Source organism: Microvirga sp. TS319, from assembly GCF_041276405.1.
GTDB lineage: Bacteria > Pseudomonadota > Alphaproteobacteria > Rhizobiales > Beijerinckiaceae > Microvirga.
This window is the reverse complement of sequence record NZ_JBGGGT010000001.1, coordinates 1,425,841-1,443,821: the sequence shown is the minus strand read 5'-3', so window position 1 is coordinate 1,443,821 and position 17,981 is coordinate 1,425,841. Positions and strand designations below refer to the sequence as shown.

The 17,981-nt window shown below is 60.4% G+C and carries 15 protein-coding genes and 2 pseudogenes; 14 read left to right on the top strand and 3 right to left on the bottom strand.

The annotated features are described in order from the left end of the window. The first annotated feature begins 64 nt into the window (after positions 1–64). Together AB8841_RS06600 and AB8841_RS06595 are read left to right on the top strand one after the other, a co-directional pair. Positions 65–1,405 (top strand): aspartate aminotransferase family protein, encoded by a 1,341-nt coding sequence (locus AB8841_RS06600; RefSeq protein ID WP_370435014.1) that lies wholly within the window; start codon positions 65–67, stop codon positions 1,403–1,405. After that, on the top strand, positions 1,402–2,331 hold the full coding sequence (locus AB8841_RS06595) for a 3-keto-5-aminohexanoate cleavage protein (RefSeq protein ID WP_370435013.1): 930 nt from the start codon (positions 1,402–1,404) through the stop codon (positions 2,329–2,331). The genes AB8841_RS06600 and AB8841_RS06595 overlap by 4 nt, the downstream gene beginning before the upstream one ends. Before the next feature lie 282 nt (positions 2,332–2,613). On the opposite strand, the pseudogene AB8841_RS06590 reads toward AB8841_RS06595, so the two are convergent. Then, positions 2,614–3,312, bottom strand: a pseudogene (locus AB8841_RS06590) (IS6 family transposase). A gap of 391 nt (positions 3,313–3,703) precedes the next feature. On the opposite strand from AB8841_RS06590, the gene AB8841_RS06585 reads away from it, so the two are divergent. The 3 genes from AB8841_RS06585 to AB8841_RS06575 are packed head-to-tail and all read left to right on the top strand — an operon-like array spanning position 3,704 to position 7,333. Further along, entirely contained in the window at positions 3,704–4,672 is a 969-nt protein-coding gene (locus AB8841_RS06585; protein WP_370435012.1) for a substrate-binding domain-containing protein, read from the top strand. Positions 4,673–4,726: 54 nt separating this feature from the next. Continuing rightward, the gene (locus AB8841_RS06580) at positions 4,727–6,280 is read left to right on the top strand and encodes a sugar ABC transporter ATP-binding protein (RefSeq protein ID WP_370435011.1); all 1,554 of its coding nucleotides are present in this window, start codon (positions 4,727–4,729) and stop codon (positions 6,278–6,280) included. A gap of 24 nt (positions 6,281–6,304) precedes the next feature. Continuing rightward, positions 6,305–7,333 carry an ABC transporter permease gene (locus AB8841_RS06575; protein WP_370435010.1) on the top strand — a complete coding sequence of 343 codons (1,029 nt, stop codon included), beginning with the start codon at positions 6,305–6,307 and terminating at the stop codon, positions 7,331–7,333. Between the two features lie 452 nt (positions 7,334–7,785). Here AB8841_RS06575 and AB8841_RS06570 read toward each other — a convergent pair whose 3' ends face one another. After that, positions 7,786–8,097, bottom strand: a complete 312-nt coding sequence (locus AB8841_RS06570) for a response regulator (protein ID WP_370435009.1) — start codon at positions 8,095–8,097, stop codon at positions 7,786–7,788. 56 nt (positions 8,098–8,153) lie between these two features. Next, the gene (locus AB8841_RS06565) at positions 8,154–8,753 is read right to left on the bottom strand and encodes a sensor histidine kinase (protein ID WP_370435008.1); all 600 of its coding nucleotides are present in this window, start codon (positions 8,751–8,753) and stop codon (positions 8,154–8,156) included. A 41-nt stretch (positions 8,754–8,794) separates the two neighbouring features. On the opposite strand from AB8841_RS06565, the pseudogene AB8841_RS06560 reads away from it, so the two are divergent. From AB8841_RS06560 to AB8841_RS06520, 9 genes and pseudogenes are all read left to right on the top strand, one after another. After that, positions 8,795–9,250: pseudogene (locus tag AB8841_RS06560) on the top strand (DDE-type integrase/transposase/recombinase). A gap of 346 nt (positions 9,251–9,596) precedes the next feature. Beyond that, the gene (locus AB8841_RS06555; RefSeq protein WP_370435007.1) at positions 9,597–10,895 is read left to right on the top strand and encodes an ROK family transcriptional regulator; all 1,299 of its coding nucleotides are present in this window, start codon (positions 9,597–9,599) and stop codon (positions 10,893–10,895) included. A gap of 40 nt (positions 10,896–10,935) precedes the next feature. Beyond that, the gene (locus AB8841_RS06550) at positions 10,936–11,637 is read left to right on the top strand and encodes an SMP-30/gluconolactonase/LRE family protein (protein ID WP_370435006.1); all 702 of its coding nucleotides are present in this window, start codon (positions 10,936–10,938) and stop codon (positions 11,635–11,637) included. Positions 11,638–11,654: 17 nt separating this feature from the next. Next, entirely contained in the window at positions 11,655–12,416 is a 762-nt protein-coding gene (locus AB8841_RS06545) for an ATP-binding cassette domain-containing protein (RefSeq protein ID WP_370435005.1), read from the top strand. A 78-nt stretch (positions 12,417–12,494) separates the two neighbouring features. Beyond that, entirely contained in the window at positions 12,495–13,496 is a 1,002-nt protein-coding gene (locus tag AB8841_RS06540; RefSeq protein ID WP_370435558.1) for a sugar ABC transporter substrate-binding protein, read from the top strand. 143 nt (positions 13,497–13,639) lie between these two features. Further along, positions 13,640–14,680, top strand: coding sequence for an ABC transporter permease (locus tag AB8841_RS06535; protein WP_370435004.1), 1,041 nt, complete (start codon positions 13,640–13,642; stop codon positions 14,678–14,680). A gap of 16 nt (positions 14,681–14,696) precedes the next feature. After that, positions 14,697–15,485 (top strand): SDR family NAD(P)-dependent oxidoreductase, encoded by a 789-nt coding sequence (locus AB8841_RS06530; protein WP_370435003.1) that lies wholly within the window; start codon positions 14,697–14,699, stop codon positions 15,483–15,485. 57 nt (positions 15,486–15,542) lie between these two features. Continuing rightward, positions 15,543–16,826 carry an alanine racemase gene (locus AB8841_RS06525; RefSeq protein ID WP_370435002.1) on the top strand — a complete coding sequence of 428 codons (1,284 nt, stop codon included), beginning with the start codon at positions 15,543–15,545 and terminating at the stop codon, positions 16,824–16,826. Positions 16,827–16,885: 59 nt separating this feature from the next. Further along, on the top strand, positions 16,886–17,800 hold the full coding sequence (locus AB8841_RS06520; RefSeq protein WP_370435001.1) for an NAD-dependent epimerase/dehydratase family protein: 915 nt from the start codon (positions 16,886–16,888) through the stop codon (positions 17,798–17,800). Positions 17,801–17,981 lie beyond the last annotated feature (181 nt).

Genomic DNA, 17,981 nt, shown 5'->3' with positions numbered 1-17,981 from the left:
TGTTTCTTAAAAGCAGCCCAGAGCGTTCCGGCGGAACGAAACGAGGGGAATAGGACCAGCCACCATGTCGAACCTGTTTTATCAGACGCGGTTGCGTCGCCCGCTCCTGGATCGCGCCGAAGGCGTCTACTTGTGGGATGTCTCGGGCAAGCGTTATCTCGACGGGTCGAGCGGCGCAATGGTGTCGAACATCGGCCACTCCAATCCGGTGGTCCTCGAAGCGATGCGGCGCCAGATGGAGAAATCCACTTTCGGCTACCGGCTGCATTTCGAGAACGAGCCCGCGGAGGAATTCGCCCGGCGGATCGCGGAACGGATGCCGCCGGGACTCGACCGAGTCTTCTTCGTGTCCGGAGGATCCGAGGCGGTGGAAAGCTGCCTGAAGCTGGCCCGGCAATACGCGATTGCGACGGGCGAGGCTTCACGGTTCAAGGTGATCTCCCGCTTCCCCTCCTATCACGGATCGAGCCTCGGAGCGCTCAGCGTCACCGGCATGTCGCTCATGAGCGCGCCGTTCTCGCCGATGATGCACGAGATGCCCAAGATCCCTGCGCCGACCTGTTATCTCGACCGTGACGATCTGAGCGACCACGAGCGTGGCCTGAAATACGCCCGCTACCTGCGCGACGAGATCCTCCGGCAGGGGCCCGAGACGGTGCTGGCCTTCATCATGGAGCCGGTCGGCGGCGCGTCGACTGGCGCGCTCGTGGCCCCCGACAGCTATTACGGGGAGATCCGCCGGATCTGCGACGAGTTCGGCATCCTGCTGATCGCCGACGAGGTGATGAGCGGCGCGGGACGCACCGGCCAATATCTCGCCTGCGATCACTGGGGCATGAGGCCGGACCTGATCGCCTTCTCCAAGGGGTTCGGCGCGGGCTACGTGCCGCTCGGCGCGATGGTCGCGGACCGGCGCATCGCGGACGCGGTCATCGACAGCGGCGGCTTCATTCACGGCTTCACCTATGCGGGCAATCCGCTTGCCTGCGCGGCGGGCCTCGCAGTGCTCGACGAGATCGACCGCCTCGGGCTCGTGGACGCGGCGCAGGTGCAGGGCGACAAGCTGAAGGTCCGGCTCCAGGCCCTTATGCAGCGCTACGGCTTCGTCGGCGACGTGCGCGGCAAGGGCCTGCTGCTCGCCTTCGAACTCGTGTCGGACCGCGAGACCATGGAGCCGCTCCCTGTCGAACTCAACGCCCATAACAGGCTGGTGGACATCGCCTACAACAAGGGCCTCATCATCTATTCGCGGCGCACCCGCGGCGGCCGCCTGGGTGACCACTTCCTCGTCTGTCCGCCGCTCATCGTCACCGATGACCAGATCGACGAGATCACGGGCATCCTCGTGGACAGCCTCGATACCTTCGCGAAGGAAACCGGCCTCGGCTACGGAGACGCCGCATGAGCAAGCCCGTCATCATCACCTGCGCCATCACGGGCTCGATCCACACGCCGACCATGAGCGAGCATCTTCCGGTGACGCCGCAGGATATCGCGCGTCAGGCGATCGACGCAGCCAAGGCCGGCGCGGCGATCATCCATCTTCATGCCCGCGATCCGCAGACCGGCATGCCGAGCGCCGATCCGGCGCTGTTCGAGGAGATCCTATCCACCATCGCCCGGGAGACCGACGCGGTCCTCAACGTCTCGACGGGCGGCAGCTCTCGCATGAGCATCGACGAGCGCCTCGCTCCGGCGCGGCGGGTTGAACCGGAGATGTGCTCGCTCAATATGGGTTCGATGAATTTCGGGCTCTTTCCCATGGCCGAGCGCTACGAAGCATGGCGACACGATTGGGAGCCCGAGTTCTTGGAGGCGACGCGCAGCATCATCTTCCAGAACACGTTCAAGGATATCGAGACGATCCTCTCCGATCTCGGTGACGGCCGAGGCGTGCGCTTCGAGCTCGAATGCTACGATGTCGGCCATATCCAGACGGTGGCCTTCTATCGCAAGCGTGGCCTGCTCAAAGGACCTGTCTTCCTCCAGTTCGTCCTCGGTGTCTTTGGTGGGATCGACGCCGCGCCCGAGCAGCTCATGCACATGAAGGCTACGGCCGACCGCCTGCTCGGAACGGACTACCAGTTCTCCGTGCTTGCCGCCGGGCGCCAGCAGTTCCCGCTCGGCACCATGAGCGTTATCCTGGGCGGCAACGTGCGGGTCGGCCTTGAGGACAACCTCATGATCGAGCGCGGCAAGCTTGCCACGAGCAATGCGGAGCAAGTCCGCAAGATCCGCCGCCTGGTCGAGGAGCTTGGCTACCGAGTTGCGAGCCCCGCGGAAGCGCGTCAGATGCTGGCTCTGAAAGGCGCAGCTCTGAATCCGGCGTGAGGCAGTTTGAGAGACCTCAAGGAAGTGATGGCCGGGCGTTGCATCTCGATTGACCACGCTTTCCTACACCGCTGGACCGGACACTAGGTAGGGGACTCACCCAAGCCATTGAGTCACTATCGAGTGATCCTCGCTCGCTTTGACGGACACCTCTGATACGCTCCTGCGGGAGCGGGAAGGTGTTTGATGACGAAGACCAGGCGAGAATTCACCCCCGAGTTCAAGCGGCTCTGTCGCGAATTTTCAGTGACGACAGAAAGAGGGCTATTTCCCGCGCAGGCCTCACGCAGTCAGGATGTTGAACTGCTCGGCGAGAGAGGGCTGCAGATTGCAGGCGTACTTCGCCTGTCCTTTGCGAATCATGTGAACCATCTCAATGCCGCCCAGGATCGCCCGAGCGGACGCCATCGACTTGAACCCGAGCATCGGTCGGATCCGTCCCTTGACAGCCCGATGATCCTGTTCGATGCGATTGTTCAGGTAGGCACTGTGTCGAATGCGAATGGGGTTCGGATCTCACTGCAATCTTCTCTGGAGCCGATCTACGGTATCGCACGACAGGATCGCTTCGCGGTTGGTCTGACTGCCATCGAAGACAATCCTCTCGGGACGGCCATGCCGCTTAAGGGCCTTTCGAAGAAATCGTTTCGCCGCAGTTAGATTGCGCCGCTCGCTGAACCAGAATTCGACGGTATCGCCGTTGCTATCAATGGCACGGTAGAGATAGCGCCACTGGCCCCGTACTTTGATATATGTCTCGTCGACATGCCACTTGGCGGTGACGGTTCGCTTTCGCTGATTGAACCGCTTCAGCAGCTCGGGTGAATACCGGATGACCCAGCGATGCACCGTCGCATGGTCGACGGTGATCCCTCGCTCAGCCATCATCTCTTCCAGATTTCGGAGACTGAGGTTGTAGGCCAAATACCACCGCACGCAGAGCAGGATTACCGAGCGATCGAAGTGACGGCCTTTGAACATCGTAAACCTCTGGAGCTTGCCGGAGGCATAGACCGAACTGAGTTACTGAACGGTTTGCGACAGTTCCGCAAAGCATCCCGTGAGCGTACTCAGAAAGTTAAGTGGCTTGTTCATGAGATCTCCCGTTGAGATGGCCAGCCTCTATTTGCCGGCCTAGCAACTTAGTTTCTGCCCAAGCTCGCACCAGCATCCCAAAGCTCGCATTACATGCGGCATCCATTTAAGGCCTAACTATTCCTGATTTGCATAAGAAAATTTGCCGATTTTCCTAAAATATACCTGATTATTCGTCGGTTCGCCGTCCAGACTCTTTATAGTCTAGGGCAAATTCTCGGGTAGCGTTATATTCGGCACAATTGGCCACAAGGCCAAGCCCATGGGAGGAAGAGTTATGTCCATTCTGCTGACCCGGCGAAACTTTGTGACTTTCACCGCCGGACTTGCTTTCAGCACCGCCGCTGGAGGGCGGATTGTTCTCGCTCAGGCGAAATCGCTTGTAATCGCAACGTCTCTTCCGAGCCTGTCCTTTCCGTTCTTCGTCCACATGCAGCGCCAGTTGCAGGCGGAGGCGAAGTCGCTGGGCGACATCCAATTGATCGAGACCGATGGACAGAACTCGGTTCCCAAGCAGACCGCCGATGTCGAGGCTGCTATCACGCAGAAGGTGAGCGCTATCATCATTTCACCCCTGGAGGTGAACGCAATGGCTCCCGCCCTCGAACAGGCGGTGAAGGCTGGCATCCCCGTAGTCACGATCGACCGTCAGGTTCGTGGTGTGTCCGGCATCCTTGCCCATGTTGGCGCCGACAATGTGAAGGGCGGTGAAGCTCAGGCCGAAGCCATCATGAGAGCGTTTCCTAATGGGGCTAAGATCTTTCACCTGCAGGGACAACCGGGTGCCGGGCCTGCCATCGACCGCAACAAGGGTCTGCACAACGTCCTCGACAAAGCAAAGGACAAGTATCAGATTGTCTTTGAGCAGACAGCCAATTTCGCACGGGCCGAAGGGCTTTCAGTGACGGAGGCAGGCCTTGCCGGTAAGGGCAAGCCGGACGTGATCGTCTGCGCTAACGATGATATGGCGCTGGGCGCAATGGAAGCCGTCAAGGCTCGCAACCTCACCGGTATTGCCATCTACGGCTTTGATGCTTTGCCGGAAGCCTTGAAGGCGATCCGCGCTGGGCAGATGGCCGCCACGATCGAGCAGTTTCCCGGCGAGCAGAGCCGCGAGGCGATGAGGATCGCTGTTTCCTACGCGCGTGACGGCAAGAAGCCGGAAACGCAGGTGAAGCTCCTCACTCCGGTGGCGATCACCAAGGAGAATGTAGATAAGGCGGAACGCATCTCGGAAGTGTCGTAGCGGTGGCCGGGCTGGTTCCACGCCGGATCGGCCGAGTTCCCTGTGAACCTCGTCATGGATGACTTCTCACCCCTTTTGCAGATCCGCGATGTCACGAAGCGATTTCCCGGCGTCACGGCACTCGACGGGGTGACGCTCTCGGTATCCCGTGGCGAAGTCCATGGCCTACTGGGCGAGAATGGCGCGGGTAAGTCCACGCTGTTGAGAATCATCTCGGGCGCTCAGACTCCCGATGCCGGAGGCATTCTATGGGATGGGCGGGAGATCGCCGTGCCAACCCCGCAGGCCGCCCAGGATGCCGGTATCGTGACTATCTATCAGGAATTGAACCTCATTCCGCAATTGAGTGTCGCAGAGAATATCTTCATTCGCCGCGAGCCGCTGTGGCTAGGGGGCCTGATCGATTGGAAGCGAATGCGAATCGAGGCGCAGGCGATCGCCAGACGAGTGGGGCTGGACATCGACCCTGATACTCCGGTTGCGGAACTCTCTGTCGCCGAGCAGCAGTTGGTCGAGATTGCCCGGGGCCTTTCCATCAAAGCCCGGCTCATCATTATGGACGAGCCGACCTCTGCGCTGTCGGAAGCGGAGGTCCAGCGCCTTCTCGTGATCATGAGGACCCTGCGCCAAGAGGGCGTATCCATCATGTTTGTGACCCATCGTCTCGAAGAGGCGATGACGGTCTGTGATAGGTTAACGATCCTACGCGACGGAAAGCTCGCCGCCACACGGGATCGCAACGATCTCACAACGGCCGCAGTGATCGAGCTTATGGTCGGACGTAAGGCGTCGGAGCTGTACAGGCGTCCATCAACACGGCATGCGGGTGGGGCCGTTCGCCTTAACGTTCGGGGGGTGTGCACCGAGGGCGCACGTGCGCAGGCGATCAGGCTGCAGGACATCGATCTCGATGCGCGCGCCGGAGAGATTCTGGGCATTGCCGGTTTGGTCGGATCAGGGCGAACGGAAATGGCGCGTGCGATCTTCGGCGCGGATCCGCTTGCAGCGGGGACGATCGAAATAGATGGGCAGCCTGTCAGGATCCGCTCTCCAAGCGACGCCATTCGTCTCGGGATCGGGCTTGTGCCGGAGGATCGCAAGCAGCAGGCGCTTTTTCTACAGCAGGCCATCAGGAGCAATTTTTCCATTGCGTCTCTAGGCCGCTTCTTGCGTGCGGGGATTTTCGTCGATGAACGCAAGGAGCAGTCAGACCTGCAACAGTTCCGCGGTTTGATGAACATTCGGATGAGAAGCCCGGAGCAGCCCATTTCGAATTTGTCGGGCGGCAACCAGCAGAAGATTGTGCTGGCACGTTGGCTTGCAGTGAAGCCGAAGGTGCTGCTTGTCGACGAGCCGACGCGAGGGATCGATGTTGCGGCGAAGGCCGAGGTGCATGAGCTTCTGGATAGCTTGGCCGCCAACGGCATCGCCATCGTGGTTATCTCGTCTGAACTGCCTGAGATACTCGCCATCTCCGACCGGATCGTCACGATGCGGGAAGGGCGTATCACGGGGGAGATCCCGGCCGACGAGGCGACTCAAGAGCGGCTGATGGCTCTGATGACACTCGACCGACCCTTGGCCCACCGTGACCAGGCACCAGGTTGAGAGCGCGAATTCATGGAGAGAAGGATGGCTCAGGCCTTTGGGGTGAACTCTGCAGCGCAGATCCGGAAGGGGCGGTCTCCTTGGGAACTGCTCAGCCGGTTCGCTCCTCTCATCTTCCTCCTTCTCATGATGGCCGTATTTGCGGCTTTAGAGCCCCGATTCCTGGACCCCACGAACCTCTTCAACGTGATGCGCCAGATTTCGATTACGGGCCTCATTGCGCTAGGGATGACGTTTGTGATCCTCACTGCCGGAATCGACCTCTCCGTCGGCTCGGTGCTGGCGCTCTCCGCGATTGTGGCTGCCGCTGTCGCCAAGGGCTCGACGGGCAACTCCTTCTCGCTGGGTCCCGACGAGGTCACTGGCTACGGATGGTTCGCCTCGCTGCTCACAGCTGTGGGCATCGGCGTGCTGTGCGGCTTCATCCAAGGCTTTGCGATCACGCGCTTGAAGGTCCCACCCTTCGTCGTGACTCTGGGAGGCCTATCGGCCTTTCGTGGTTTGACGCTCTGGTTTTCCGGCGGTGGTCCGATCTCCGGCTTCGACGCTAATTTCCGGTGGTGGGGGCAGGGGGTGATCGGGCCGGTTCCCGTGCCGGTAATTCTCTTCCTGTTTTGCGCTCTCATCTGTCACGTGGTGCTGCGCCACACGCGCTATGGGCGAAACGTCTATGCTGTCGGCGGCAACCTGGAAGCGGCCAGATTATCTGGCATCTTGGTCAACCGAATCATTCTCTCGGTCTACGTGATAGTTGGGTTTTTTGCAGGTCTCGCTGGATTCGTTCTCAATGCCCGTCTCAACTCCGCGGAGGCGGTAGCGGGGCAGGGCTATGAGCTGACGGTGATCGCCTCGGTGGTGATCGGCGGAACGAGTCTGTTCGGTGGTGCAGGGTCAATTGCCGGGACCGTCATCGGCGCGACGCTGATCGGGGTTCTCGTCAACGGGCTCGTTCTCAACAATGTCTCATCATATATCCAGCAGGTCATTATCGGACTCATCATCATCAGCGCGGTTGCGTTCGATCGCTACATCAAGAACCGTCGGCGATATTGAGGCGGATTGGTTCAGATGGGGAAGAAGCCCTCACCGCTTGGGCGAGCTATTCGAACTTGGCACCAATCGAGTTGGAAAGTCTCATATCAGGACGGCGTGGAGTTGACCTCGAAGTCCAGTGCTTTCCCAGTCATTCCTGCTAGCGGTGCCGAAGGTCAGTCCTTGGCAGTGGCGCTACCTTCGCCGCATTTCCAGAATGGAGCCGTATCAGGACCTTCGTAGAACCTGGCCTAAGGGCTCAGGTTGACCGAGAGCGTGTGAAAACGCTGCCGAGCCACGCCTTCGAGTAAGTTTATGTCTTACAGGCTTGAGTAGGCCGGGATTTCCCCGGGTCAGAGGCATCAAGCTGTACGAATAGTGCGCCAAGGTTGAGCTTGTTCGAGTTTTCACACAGGCTCGACCCGATCCAGACCTTCGCCAGGAATTAACCGCCTCGTTGCCGCGCGGGATCGTCAATTCCCGTGCGCCTTCTCCCGTATGGGTCCTGCGAGGAGCGCCATCAACCCCGCCGGGCTGAACGGCTTTTGGAGGAAGCCGACCGGTCCCGTGGCCTCGGCCGCTTGCCGGGTGGCCGGACCGCCCGATCCCGTGATGAACACGTGCGGGATGCCTCGTTCCCGGGCCGCTCGCGCCACGTCGATCCCGCTCATGGAGCCTTTCAGCTTGATGTCGAGGACGGCGATGTCAACGGCGGTCCGCTCCAGATGCCTCAGCGCTCCCTCGGCGGTGACGACCTCGTGCCCGGCCTCCTCGAGAATGTCCACGATTTAGTCGGCCACGAGCCACTCGTCCTCCACGACGAGGACGCGCAGCCTGCCGTTCACATTGGAATGCCGATCCGGCATATGGTCCCCGTTCCGGTTCCCTCGAACGACATCTCGGCCCCGATCTGGCCGGCAAGCCGCCGAACGAGGCGCATGCCCAGTCCGGAGCCCTCCGTCCGCATACTCCCCGCATAACCCGCACCGTCGTCCGCGACGGTCAGGTCCAGCCGCTCCTCGGCTTGCGTAAGCCGGACGGACAGATGGCCCGTGCGCCCGTCGGGGAAGGCATGCTTCAGGGCGTTGGTGATGACCTCGTTCGCCATCAACCCGAACGGCACCGCCAGGTCAATCAGCATTTCCGCTTCCTCCAGATCGCTGGACAGCGTCACGCGTCCTCCCGCCAATCCGATGAGGTTCCGGGCCAGACGCTCGAGGAAGCCGGCGACATTCACCCGGCGGAAATCCTCGGAACGGTAGAATTCCTCCTGGAGCGCGCTGAGCGCCTGAATCCGTTGCCCAAGGTCGGCGAGTTGTTCGCGGTCGCGCTGGTTCTCCAGGGTCTTCTCCGTGATGCGCAGCAGGCTGATGACGATCCGGAGGTTGTTGTGCAGCCGATGGTGCAGCTCCTTCAGCACGAGCTCTCGGGGTGGCGTCACATTAACTCGCGCATGAGAGTGGGTCGTATAGATCGACTGGCATGATCCAGCCCATCAGCGACAAGCGCCACCGCTTTCCACTTCAGATCATCGCTCATGCATTCTGGTTGTACTTCCGCTTCCCACTGAGCTTGCGGCTCGTCGAGGAGATGCTGCTCGAGCGTTGTGTAGTCGTCTCCTACGAGACGGTCCGGCGCTGGGCGATGAAGTTCGGGCCGTCTTACGCCCGCCGCAACACCAAGGCAGCCAAGCGTTGAGCACCGATCCCACAAGGGCTTGAACAACAGAGCAGAGAACTCGCACGTGCCGCTGCGAAAGCGAAAGCGCATGACGCAGGGCTTTCGGTCAGCGGGAGGTCTGCAGCGGTTCACAACCATCTTTTCATCCGTCAGGACCTGTTCGTACCACCTCGCGCGCACCGCTCTGCTCTCGCCACCTGTCTGTACCGCCTCCAGGCAGTGGCGGCATGGAAAGCCGCACCTAGTGTGCTTGCCTGAGATCCACAAGATCGGGCCCATTACCGTCCCTTCAGGTTAGCGTGACATGCCCAATGTGAAATCCTCCTTGATGGTGCCCATCGGATTTATCCTAGAAGGGCAGAGTGCCCAGCCGAGCCAGGCTAGGTTCGGTTTGGATCATTGCCGTGCTGGTCTCAGCATGAGACGACAACAATCGCTTGCAAGAAAAATCCGCATAACAAAGTTGCTCATGCCACAGTGCCTGCCGAGAGCTTGCAAACAATGCACGTTTACTTCGCACGATTTTCCACCTGAAGACCAAAAGAGTTAGTTGACGGAAAGGAAACCTAACAATTAACTTTCCTAACTATTGGAGGGCACGCTAGTGGATGGAACCCGCCAAGCTGCGACGACGCCCAATTACATGCGCCGGACCAATGCCACTTTGGTCCTTCAAGCTGTTCGGGACCAGGGACCTCTGTCCCGCTCCGACTTGGCGAAACTCACTGGTCTCTCCAAGCCGACCGTCAATGCGATCATCAGCAATCTCTGTACTCAAGGATACATCCGCGAGATCGAGCGCCCATCGATCAAGCAGGAGCGCCCCGGACCGAGAGCAACCTCTCTTTCGTTCGCGGCCGATGTCGGTCATGTGCTCGGGTTGGATCTCGGTGCCTCACGGCTCGCTGTCATGGTGACGGACTTGGCTGGTCATCCGGTGGCATACGAGCAGAAGCAATTGGACAGCCCCGGCTACATGGCGAACCCGGAGCAGTTCATGGGTGCGATCGAGGAGCTTGTATGCGCTGCTCTCTCGTCCGCTCATCTGACCCGTGATCACTTGTGGGCTGTTGCTGCTGGCGTTCCGGGGTTCATCGATCAGGAATCAGGTACCCTCAAACTCGCCCCCGCATTCGCGAGCTGGAGCAATGTTCCATTCAGGCAACTGCTCGTTTCCCATTTTGGCTGTCCTGTCTTCATCGAAAACGAGGTTCAGCTCTCCATTCTCGCTGAGCAGCGCTGGGGCGAGGCGAAGGACGTTCAGAACGCGGTTTATCTGCATCTCGGCTCAGGTATCGGCATGGGCCTGCTGATCCGGGGCGAGATCTTCCGCGGTGCAGACGGGTTTGCCGGGGAAGTCGGCTTCATGGACATTCCCGATCCGGAGGACGCAACGCCCTCCAATTTCGGATCGTTTGAATGGGCGGCAGGCGGTCCCGCGTATGCTCGGCTCGGACGCAGGGCCGTCGAGAGCGGCGAAAGCCCGCGCTTGATCGAACTGACGAAGAACAGGGGCGCTTCCGTCAATGCCGAGATAGTGTACCAGGCGGCGCGGGAGGGCGATACGGCGGCACGGAGGATCGTGGACAGGCTCCTCGGGCGACTCGCAAGCGGAGTAGCGAATATCTGCTGCGTTCTCAATCCGGAGATGGTGATCCTCGGCGCAGGGATTTCACGGGCCGGCGATCAGTTGCTGGCTCCCCTGCGGGAGCGGGTCGCGGCTCTCATTCCGATGCCGCCACGGCGCATGACCATCTCGGCGCTGAGCGGCCGCTCGACGGTTCTCGGAGCTGTCGTGTGCGCACTGCGAGCGGTGGAGGGCAACCGCTTCCGCCTCTTCGAGGGCCCATCACATGAGACGCTGAAAGTGTCGGATGGAGGTGGCGTGGCGCTCTTGCGATGAGCCTGGGCGCGGGGACAACCGATCTATCGGGAAAGGAGCGATGATGAAGATATCCAGTCCTGTCTGTCTTGCGGCAGTTGCCGACCAGCGCGTGCACCATGGCTTCAGGCTTTCGGGCTGGCCTGAGGTGCGACTGAACGATGGCCGCCCTGATCCGCGCGGCAATTCCTGGGTCGGCTCGATGTTCAACAATGTGGCCCCTGACGGAGGCTCGGTCGAGCGAGGTGGGACGCCGGGCGTTCTTCACCGCATCGCGCCGGACGGCACGGTGACCGAGTGGGTCCTCAATATCGGTATCTCGAACACGCTCTGCTGGAATGCCGAGAGGACTCGGTTCTATTTCGCGGATTATCCCAAGAACGAGATGCGTATCTACGATTATGACGCTGCAACCGGAAATCTCGGGGAGAGCCGCATCTTCCTGTCAGGGTTCGAACGCGGAATTCCCGACGGATCTGCCATCGATAGGGACGGCTTTATCTGGAATTGCCGCTATTACGGCGGCGGGATCGTCAGGGTGGCGCCCGATGGGCAGATCGACCGCTTCATCGAGCTCCCGACCCGAAACATCACGACTTGCACGTTCGGTGGTCAAGATCTGAGCACCTTGTTCGTCACCTCCCCAGCGAACGACACGGAGGTGGGCGACCGCCTCGCCGGCTCTCTTTGGATGATTGAAACCGATGTGGCCGGTTCGCCGGAAAATAAGGTGCATGTGGCCGGGACTGGCAACCTGCACTGAAGAGAAGCGAGGGGAACATGGCCGACGAAGCATTGCTCAAGCTGGAAGGGATCACGAAGCGATTTGGTGCGATCGAGGCGCTAAAAGGCATCAGCTTAGAGATCAAGAAGGGGGAGGTCATTGCCCTTCTCGGCGATAACGGTGCTGGAAAGTCGACGCTGGTGAAGATCATTTCCGGTGGTCTGAACGCAACATCCGGCCAGATGTTGTTCGAAGGGGCCGAGCGGCACTTCTCATCTCCCGCGGAAGCGAAGGCAGCAGGAATCGAGACGGTCTATCAGGACCTGTCGCTCTGCACCAATGTCGACGTGGTGGCCAATTTTTTCATGGGCCGCGAACTCACGCGGCGCATTCTCGGCATCCCGGTCCTGCGCGAGCGTGCAATGTACGAGGAAACGGCGAAGGCCATGGCTGAGGCCGGAACACGGATCCCGTCGCTGCGGACGAATGTCGAGCATCTCTCGGGTGGCCAACGTCAGGCCATAGAACTCAGCCGCTTCGTTCACTGGGGCGGCAAGCTCGTTCTTCTGGATGAGCCCTTTGCGGCGCTTGGCGTCGAGCAGACCCGCCGTGGACTCGAAACCATCAAGCGCGTCGCGGCCCAGGGCATCGGCGTGGTGGTGATCACGCACATCATGGCGCAAGCCTTCCAAGTGGCAGACCGGATCATCGTGATCCGGCACGGTACCGTTGCGGGGAACGTCCGGACTGAGGACACGACTCCCGAAGAGGTCATCGGAATGATCACCGGCGATCTCAACCTTCGGACTGCCCAATAACAAGAGCAAGCAACTTCACCAGAGGAGAACCACATGTTCACGAGGAAGATCTTCATCGGGACGGCCGTGGCGGCGCTCATGCTCGCCGGTTCGGCGTCCGTGGCCTATGCCCAGTCGAAGGGCAAGGTTTACTACTTGGTTCCGACGCTGCTGGACGAGTTCCAGACAGAATCCGTCTCGGCGATCAAGAACTTCATGGGCAATGTCGGCTACGAGACGGTGTCCCTCGACGCGCAAAACCGCACGGACCTGCAGCAGAACCAGATGAACGACGTCATCAACCTGAAGCCCAGCATGATCGCGCTGGCGGCGGTTGATTTCGAGGCCATGAAGCCTGGGATCGAGAAGGCGAGGGCCGCCGGGATCCCGGTCATGATCTTCGACCGGCAGATCAAGTCGACCAAGTCGGACTTCACCTCCGTTGCCGGAACGGTGGAGATCGGCGAAATCGCGGCTGGCGAAATCCAAAGATTGCTCAAGGAGCGCAAGGGTAGCGTGAAGGGTAAGGTTTTGCAGATCCTCGGAGATCCTGGCGACAGCTACACGCTTGATATCCAGCAGGGCTTCGAGGCCAAGATGAAGGACTTTCCGGATGTCAAGATCCTGAGCCAGCCGGCCCTGCAATGGGAGGCCTCGAAGGCGGGTGACATTGCATCCGATCAACTGCTGACCAACCCAGATATCGATCTCATCTTCGTTCATGCGGCCCACTTGGCTGTTCCCGTGGTTGCGATCCTCGAGGCCAAGGGCAAAAAGCCGGGCGATGTGATGCTGGTGAGTTCAAATGGCGCGCCGGTCGGGCTCGACCTGATCCGCAAGGGATGGGAGCAGGTCGAGGTCGAACAGCCGCTCTATGCGCAGGCTGCGGCTCTCGCCATGTTCGCCGACAAGGTTGTTGCCAAACAGCCTCTGAAGCCGGGCACCTATGATGTGCTTGGTCTCAAGTCGACCCTGACGGACGAGGCATGGGGGCCCAACTTGAAGATTCCGGGGTCCGCCATCACCAAGCAGAACGTGGATGATCCGAATTTCTGGGGCAACCTGAAGGCCCCAGCCGCAAAGATCGTCCCGGTCGACTAGCCGTGACCCTGTGAGTGAGTGTCTTCGGTGGCAAGACTGGGTTCCGCCTTGCCGCCGAAGTCCATGTCTGTCGAGCAGTTCCGTCCGCTCACCCGCATGGAGCCCCGCTACCGCATCCGGCGTGCGGCTTCCAGGAGAGATCAATGCAGATTACACGGACCTCATCGTCTTCCTCGGTCGTACCGATCCAAGCACCGAAGGGTGCGGCCGTCGCCAGTTTCATTCTCGACAACCTGGTCTGGTTCGTCCTGGTGGTGGTCCTTGCCGGCTTTTCGCTCGTCATTCCGAGTTTCTTTCAGATCGGCATCATTCTCAACATTCTCGAGCAATCAACCTTCGTCGGCATCATGGCCGCCGGGCTGTCCCTGGTGATCATCGCCGGCGAGATGGATCTCTCCATCGAATCGACCATGGCCTTGTCGGCCATGGTCACCGCCGTGATCTTCGGAACGAACGGCGCGGGGCTGCAATTCTCATTCGAGCCATCCTGGCTGAACCTGCCGGTGTCGCTTCTCATCTCCATTGCCGTCGGAGCCGTGATAGGAGCATCGAATGCGTGGCTCATCGTAGGGCTGAAAATCAATTCCTTCATCGTGACCCTTGCCTCCTTCATCTGGGCACGTGGACTTGTCGTAGCGTTGTCAGGTGGCCGCTCCGTTTACGGCCTGCCCGCGGAAATCCGAGGGGTCGCCACGACGTCGATCGTGGGGGTGCCCCTACTGGTCTGGATCACCGTTCTCGTCTTTGCGGTCTTCGCGTTTATCCTGGCGAAGACGCCGCTCGGCCGTCACATCATCATGGTCGGCGGAAATGCAACCGCTGCATTTCGCGCCGGAATCCGGGTCAGGCATCTCATTGCGACCACCCTCATCCTCTCCGGCAGCATCGCAGGTTTCGCCGGCTGGCTGCTCGCCTCCCGCACAGCCGGGGCGACGGCAAACCTGGGAACGGGCATGCTCTTCGAGGTGTTCGCGGCCGTCGTGATCGGAGGCGTGAGCCTCAAAGGCGGTGTCGGCAGGTTGTCAGGCGTCTTTGCCGGCGTGCTTCTCCTGAGTTCGATCTCGACTGCGATCAACGTCATGGGAATGCCGCCTCACTACACACTCGTCATCAGGGGAGCACTGGTTCTCGCGGCCATCCTCCTCGACACGATGAAAACCTCTCTGCGTCGCAGCCTGACCTGAAACAAGGAGCCGTACAATGCCTGGAAGACTGGAAGGGCGGATTGCCGTCCTGATTGGGGCTGCGCGAGGCATCGGCGCCGCCATCGCGGAGCGCTTCGTCGAGGAAGGGGCGCGCGTCGTCATTGGCGACATGGAAGTCGAGGCGGCTCAGGCGACCGTTACGCGCCTCGGCGGCGATCCTGTCGCACGGTTCGTGAAAACCGATATCTCGCAGGCCGACCATGCAGAACGGATCGTGCAAACGGCACAGGATGCTTTCGGCAAGCTGGACATCCTGGTTCAGAATGCCGGCATCTATCCCTGGACCTTGATCGAGAACACCGATCCCGAGGAGTGGGACAGGGTGATGGCGGTCAATCTCAAAGGAACGTTCCTGGCGGCCAAGGCGGCACTCGACCCGATGCGCAGGAACGGCTATGGGCGAATGGTCTTCACTTCGTCCATCACCGGTCCGCGCGTGACCAGCCCAGGCCACGGACACTACTCGGCCACGAAGGCGGGGATCAATGGATTCATCAAGTCCGCCGCGCTGGAGTTTTCCGGTGACGGCATCACGGTCAACGGCGTCGAGCCGGGCAATATCCTGACCGAAGGCATGCAGGCGAGCCGGAGCCCCGAATTCATCCGGATGATGGAGCAGGCCGTGCCTCTCGGCCGCCTTGGAACACCAAGAGACATTGCTCACACGGTTCTATTCCTGGCCTCCGAGGAGGCGGCCTACATCACTGGCACGACAATCGTCGTGGATGGCGGGCAGACTCTTCCCGAAGGCCATGATTTCAAAATCAAACCTTCTCGCGCCTGAGATCGGGAAACCAAGGATGGAACGCGGATACGCGAGATTTCTGCCGGGAGAAACGACATGAGGCAGATCGAAGACTTGCTTGAGCCGTTGACCGAACTCGTCGAGGGCATGCCCTCGACTGAAGTGAACATTCCCATTGTAGAGGTTGCCGGGCGAGGGTGGAACATTCTGCGGGAGGATGTTGCGCTCCCGCCAGATGTCCTTCGCAAGTCTGCCCTGGAGCGCAACGAGCAATGGATGCGCAAGTTCTGCGAGGCAGCGGACGTCATCATCGCTCCTCACGGCAAGACGACCATGAGCCCGCAGCTGTTCCAGAACCAGATTGATGCTGGAGTATGGGCCATGACGGTTGCAACTCTGCAGCAGCTCCGCGTGTGCAGGACATTCGGCCACCGCTGGGTGGTTCTCACAAACCAGCTGATCGGCCGTCAGGCGATCGACTATGTGGCCTCGGAACTGCGGAACGATCCTTCGTTCGAGTTCTATTGTCTCGTCGATTCCGTGCGCGGTGTCGAAATACTGGCCGGAGCCCTTGCCCGTAATCCTGCCGGCCGGCCCCTCAACGTTCTTTTGGAGGGCGGAAGTCGCGGCGGTCGTGCGGGCTGCCGGACCGTCGAGGAGGCGCTTACGGTTGCCCGTGCGGAGGAAGTTGCATCGCCACATCTGGCGCTAAGGGGCGTGGAAGGAATCGAGGGGCTGAACACCGACCCGACCGAGGCTTCCATCGAGGATTTCTTACGTTATCTGGTACCGATCGCGGAAACCTGCGCGCGGGAGAGCCTATTTGCGGAGGGACCGGTTCTCCTGTCGGCGGGAGGATCGGCGTTCTTCGACCTCGTGGCCGATGCTTTTTGTGCTGCCGATCTGGGGCGACCTGGTCAGGTGCTCACCCGAAGCGGATGCTACATCAGCCTCAATGCCGCGATGTACACCCGCGCCATCGAGCGCCTGCTGCACCGCAAGCCCGCCCTTGCCGATCTTGGCCCCTCTCCGACGAATGCCCTGGAGGTCTGGGCGTATGTCCAGTCACGCCCGGAACCGACTAAGGTAATCCTGGCCGCCGGCAAACGGGACCTCTCCTACGACGTGCATCTGCCCGTTGCTCTTCACTGGTATCGGCTGGGAGAGGACAGAGTCCACGAGGTACCGGGCGAACACACGATCGTCGGGCTCAAAGATCAGCATGCTCACATGACCGTTCCACCTGACAGTCCACTCCAGGTAGGCGACATGGTGGGATTGGGAGTGTCGCATCCCTGTACGGCATTCGACAAATGGCAAGTCATGTTCGTCGTCGACGGCGCCTATGACGTCGCGGGCGCCATCCGGACATTCTTCTGACGGAAAAGCCACACGGCCGTCGTTTGATCATCCGCTTAAAGATACGCAAGAGTTCAGGCATGGAACATATCTATTCTCCTCGATCCGTCCTCGTCTCGGGAGCAGGTGGAAATCTCGGGCGCAAGATCATCGAATGGCTGGCCCGCACGGAATGGTGCCGCTCGATCATTGGTATCGACATGACGACCGATGTGGCGCCTTTCTCTCCAGAGGCCACCGCGCGCCTGAGGCTGGTGGCGGGTGATCTGCTTCAGGTGGGCACCGCTTGGCAGGAAGCATTTCACGGCATTGATGCGGTCATTCACTTTGCGGCGCAGAATCCTCACACCGACGCCACATGGGAGGACTCCGCAGCCTCCTTCGACATGACCTTCAACGTGGCTGCGACAGCCCAAAAGGCAGGTGTGCGCCGTCTCGTCTTTGCCTCCTCCAATCATGTGATGGGAGGGTACAAGGACGTGCCGCTCGCTGACACCATAGGGCCGGGACGTCTGACGACATCGATCCCACCAGCGCCCGGGACCAAGTGGGATACGGGCCACGGCTTCATGGATTCGACGGCTTATGCGGTCTCCAAGCTCATGAGCGAGCGCCTCTGCGTGGATATGGCGGCTCATTCGGCAGGGCGCATGACGGCGGTTGCCGTTCGCATCGGCTGGACGCAACCCGGAGAAAACCTGGCGAGCACCATCAATCTTGCGGGCGACCCCAAATATGGAGTTGGGCCGGAGCCTACAGACGATGAGGGCAGGCGGGATCTGCGCTGGTATCGCAACATGTGGCTCTCCAACGAAGATTTCGGACGCGCCTTTGAGGCCGCCGTGAAGGCCGATGCAAGCCGCTGGCCCGCATTCGGCATTGTCGTCAACGCTATGTCCGCCAACGAAGGCATGGACTGGGACATCGGATACACGGAGCTCCTTCTCGGGTACAAGGCAGAGCAGAACATGTATGCCGAACTGAAAAAGGCATAGCGCTTTGTACGGTCCCGAAGGGTTCTGATGGGGTCGTCTAATCGCACGCCATTTTGCAAGTAGTTTTTCAAAAACTCACCGGCTCGACACTGGGATCAGGGCCGAGGGGGACTAAGGAGAGCTCGGCCTAAGCGGATCGTAGGAGCGCGGCGTGAGCGTGTGCCGGGAGCAGGGTCGTCTT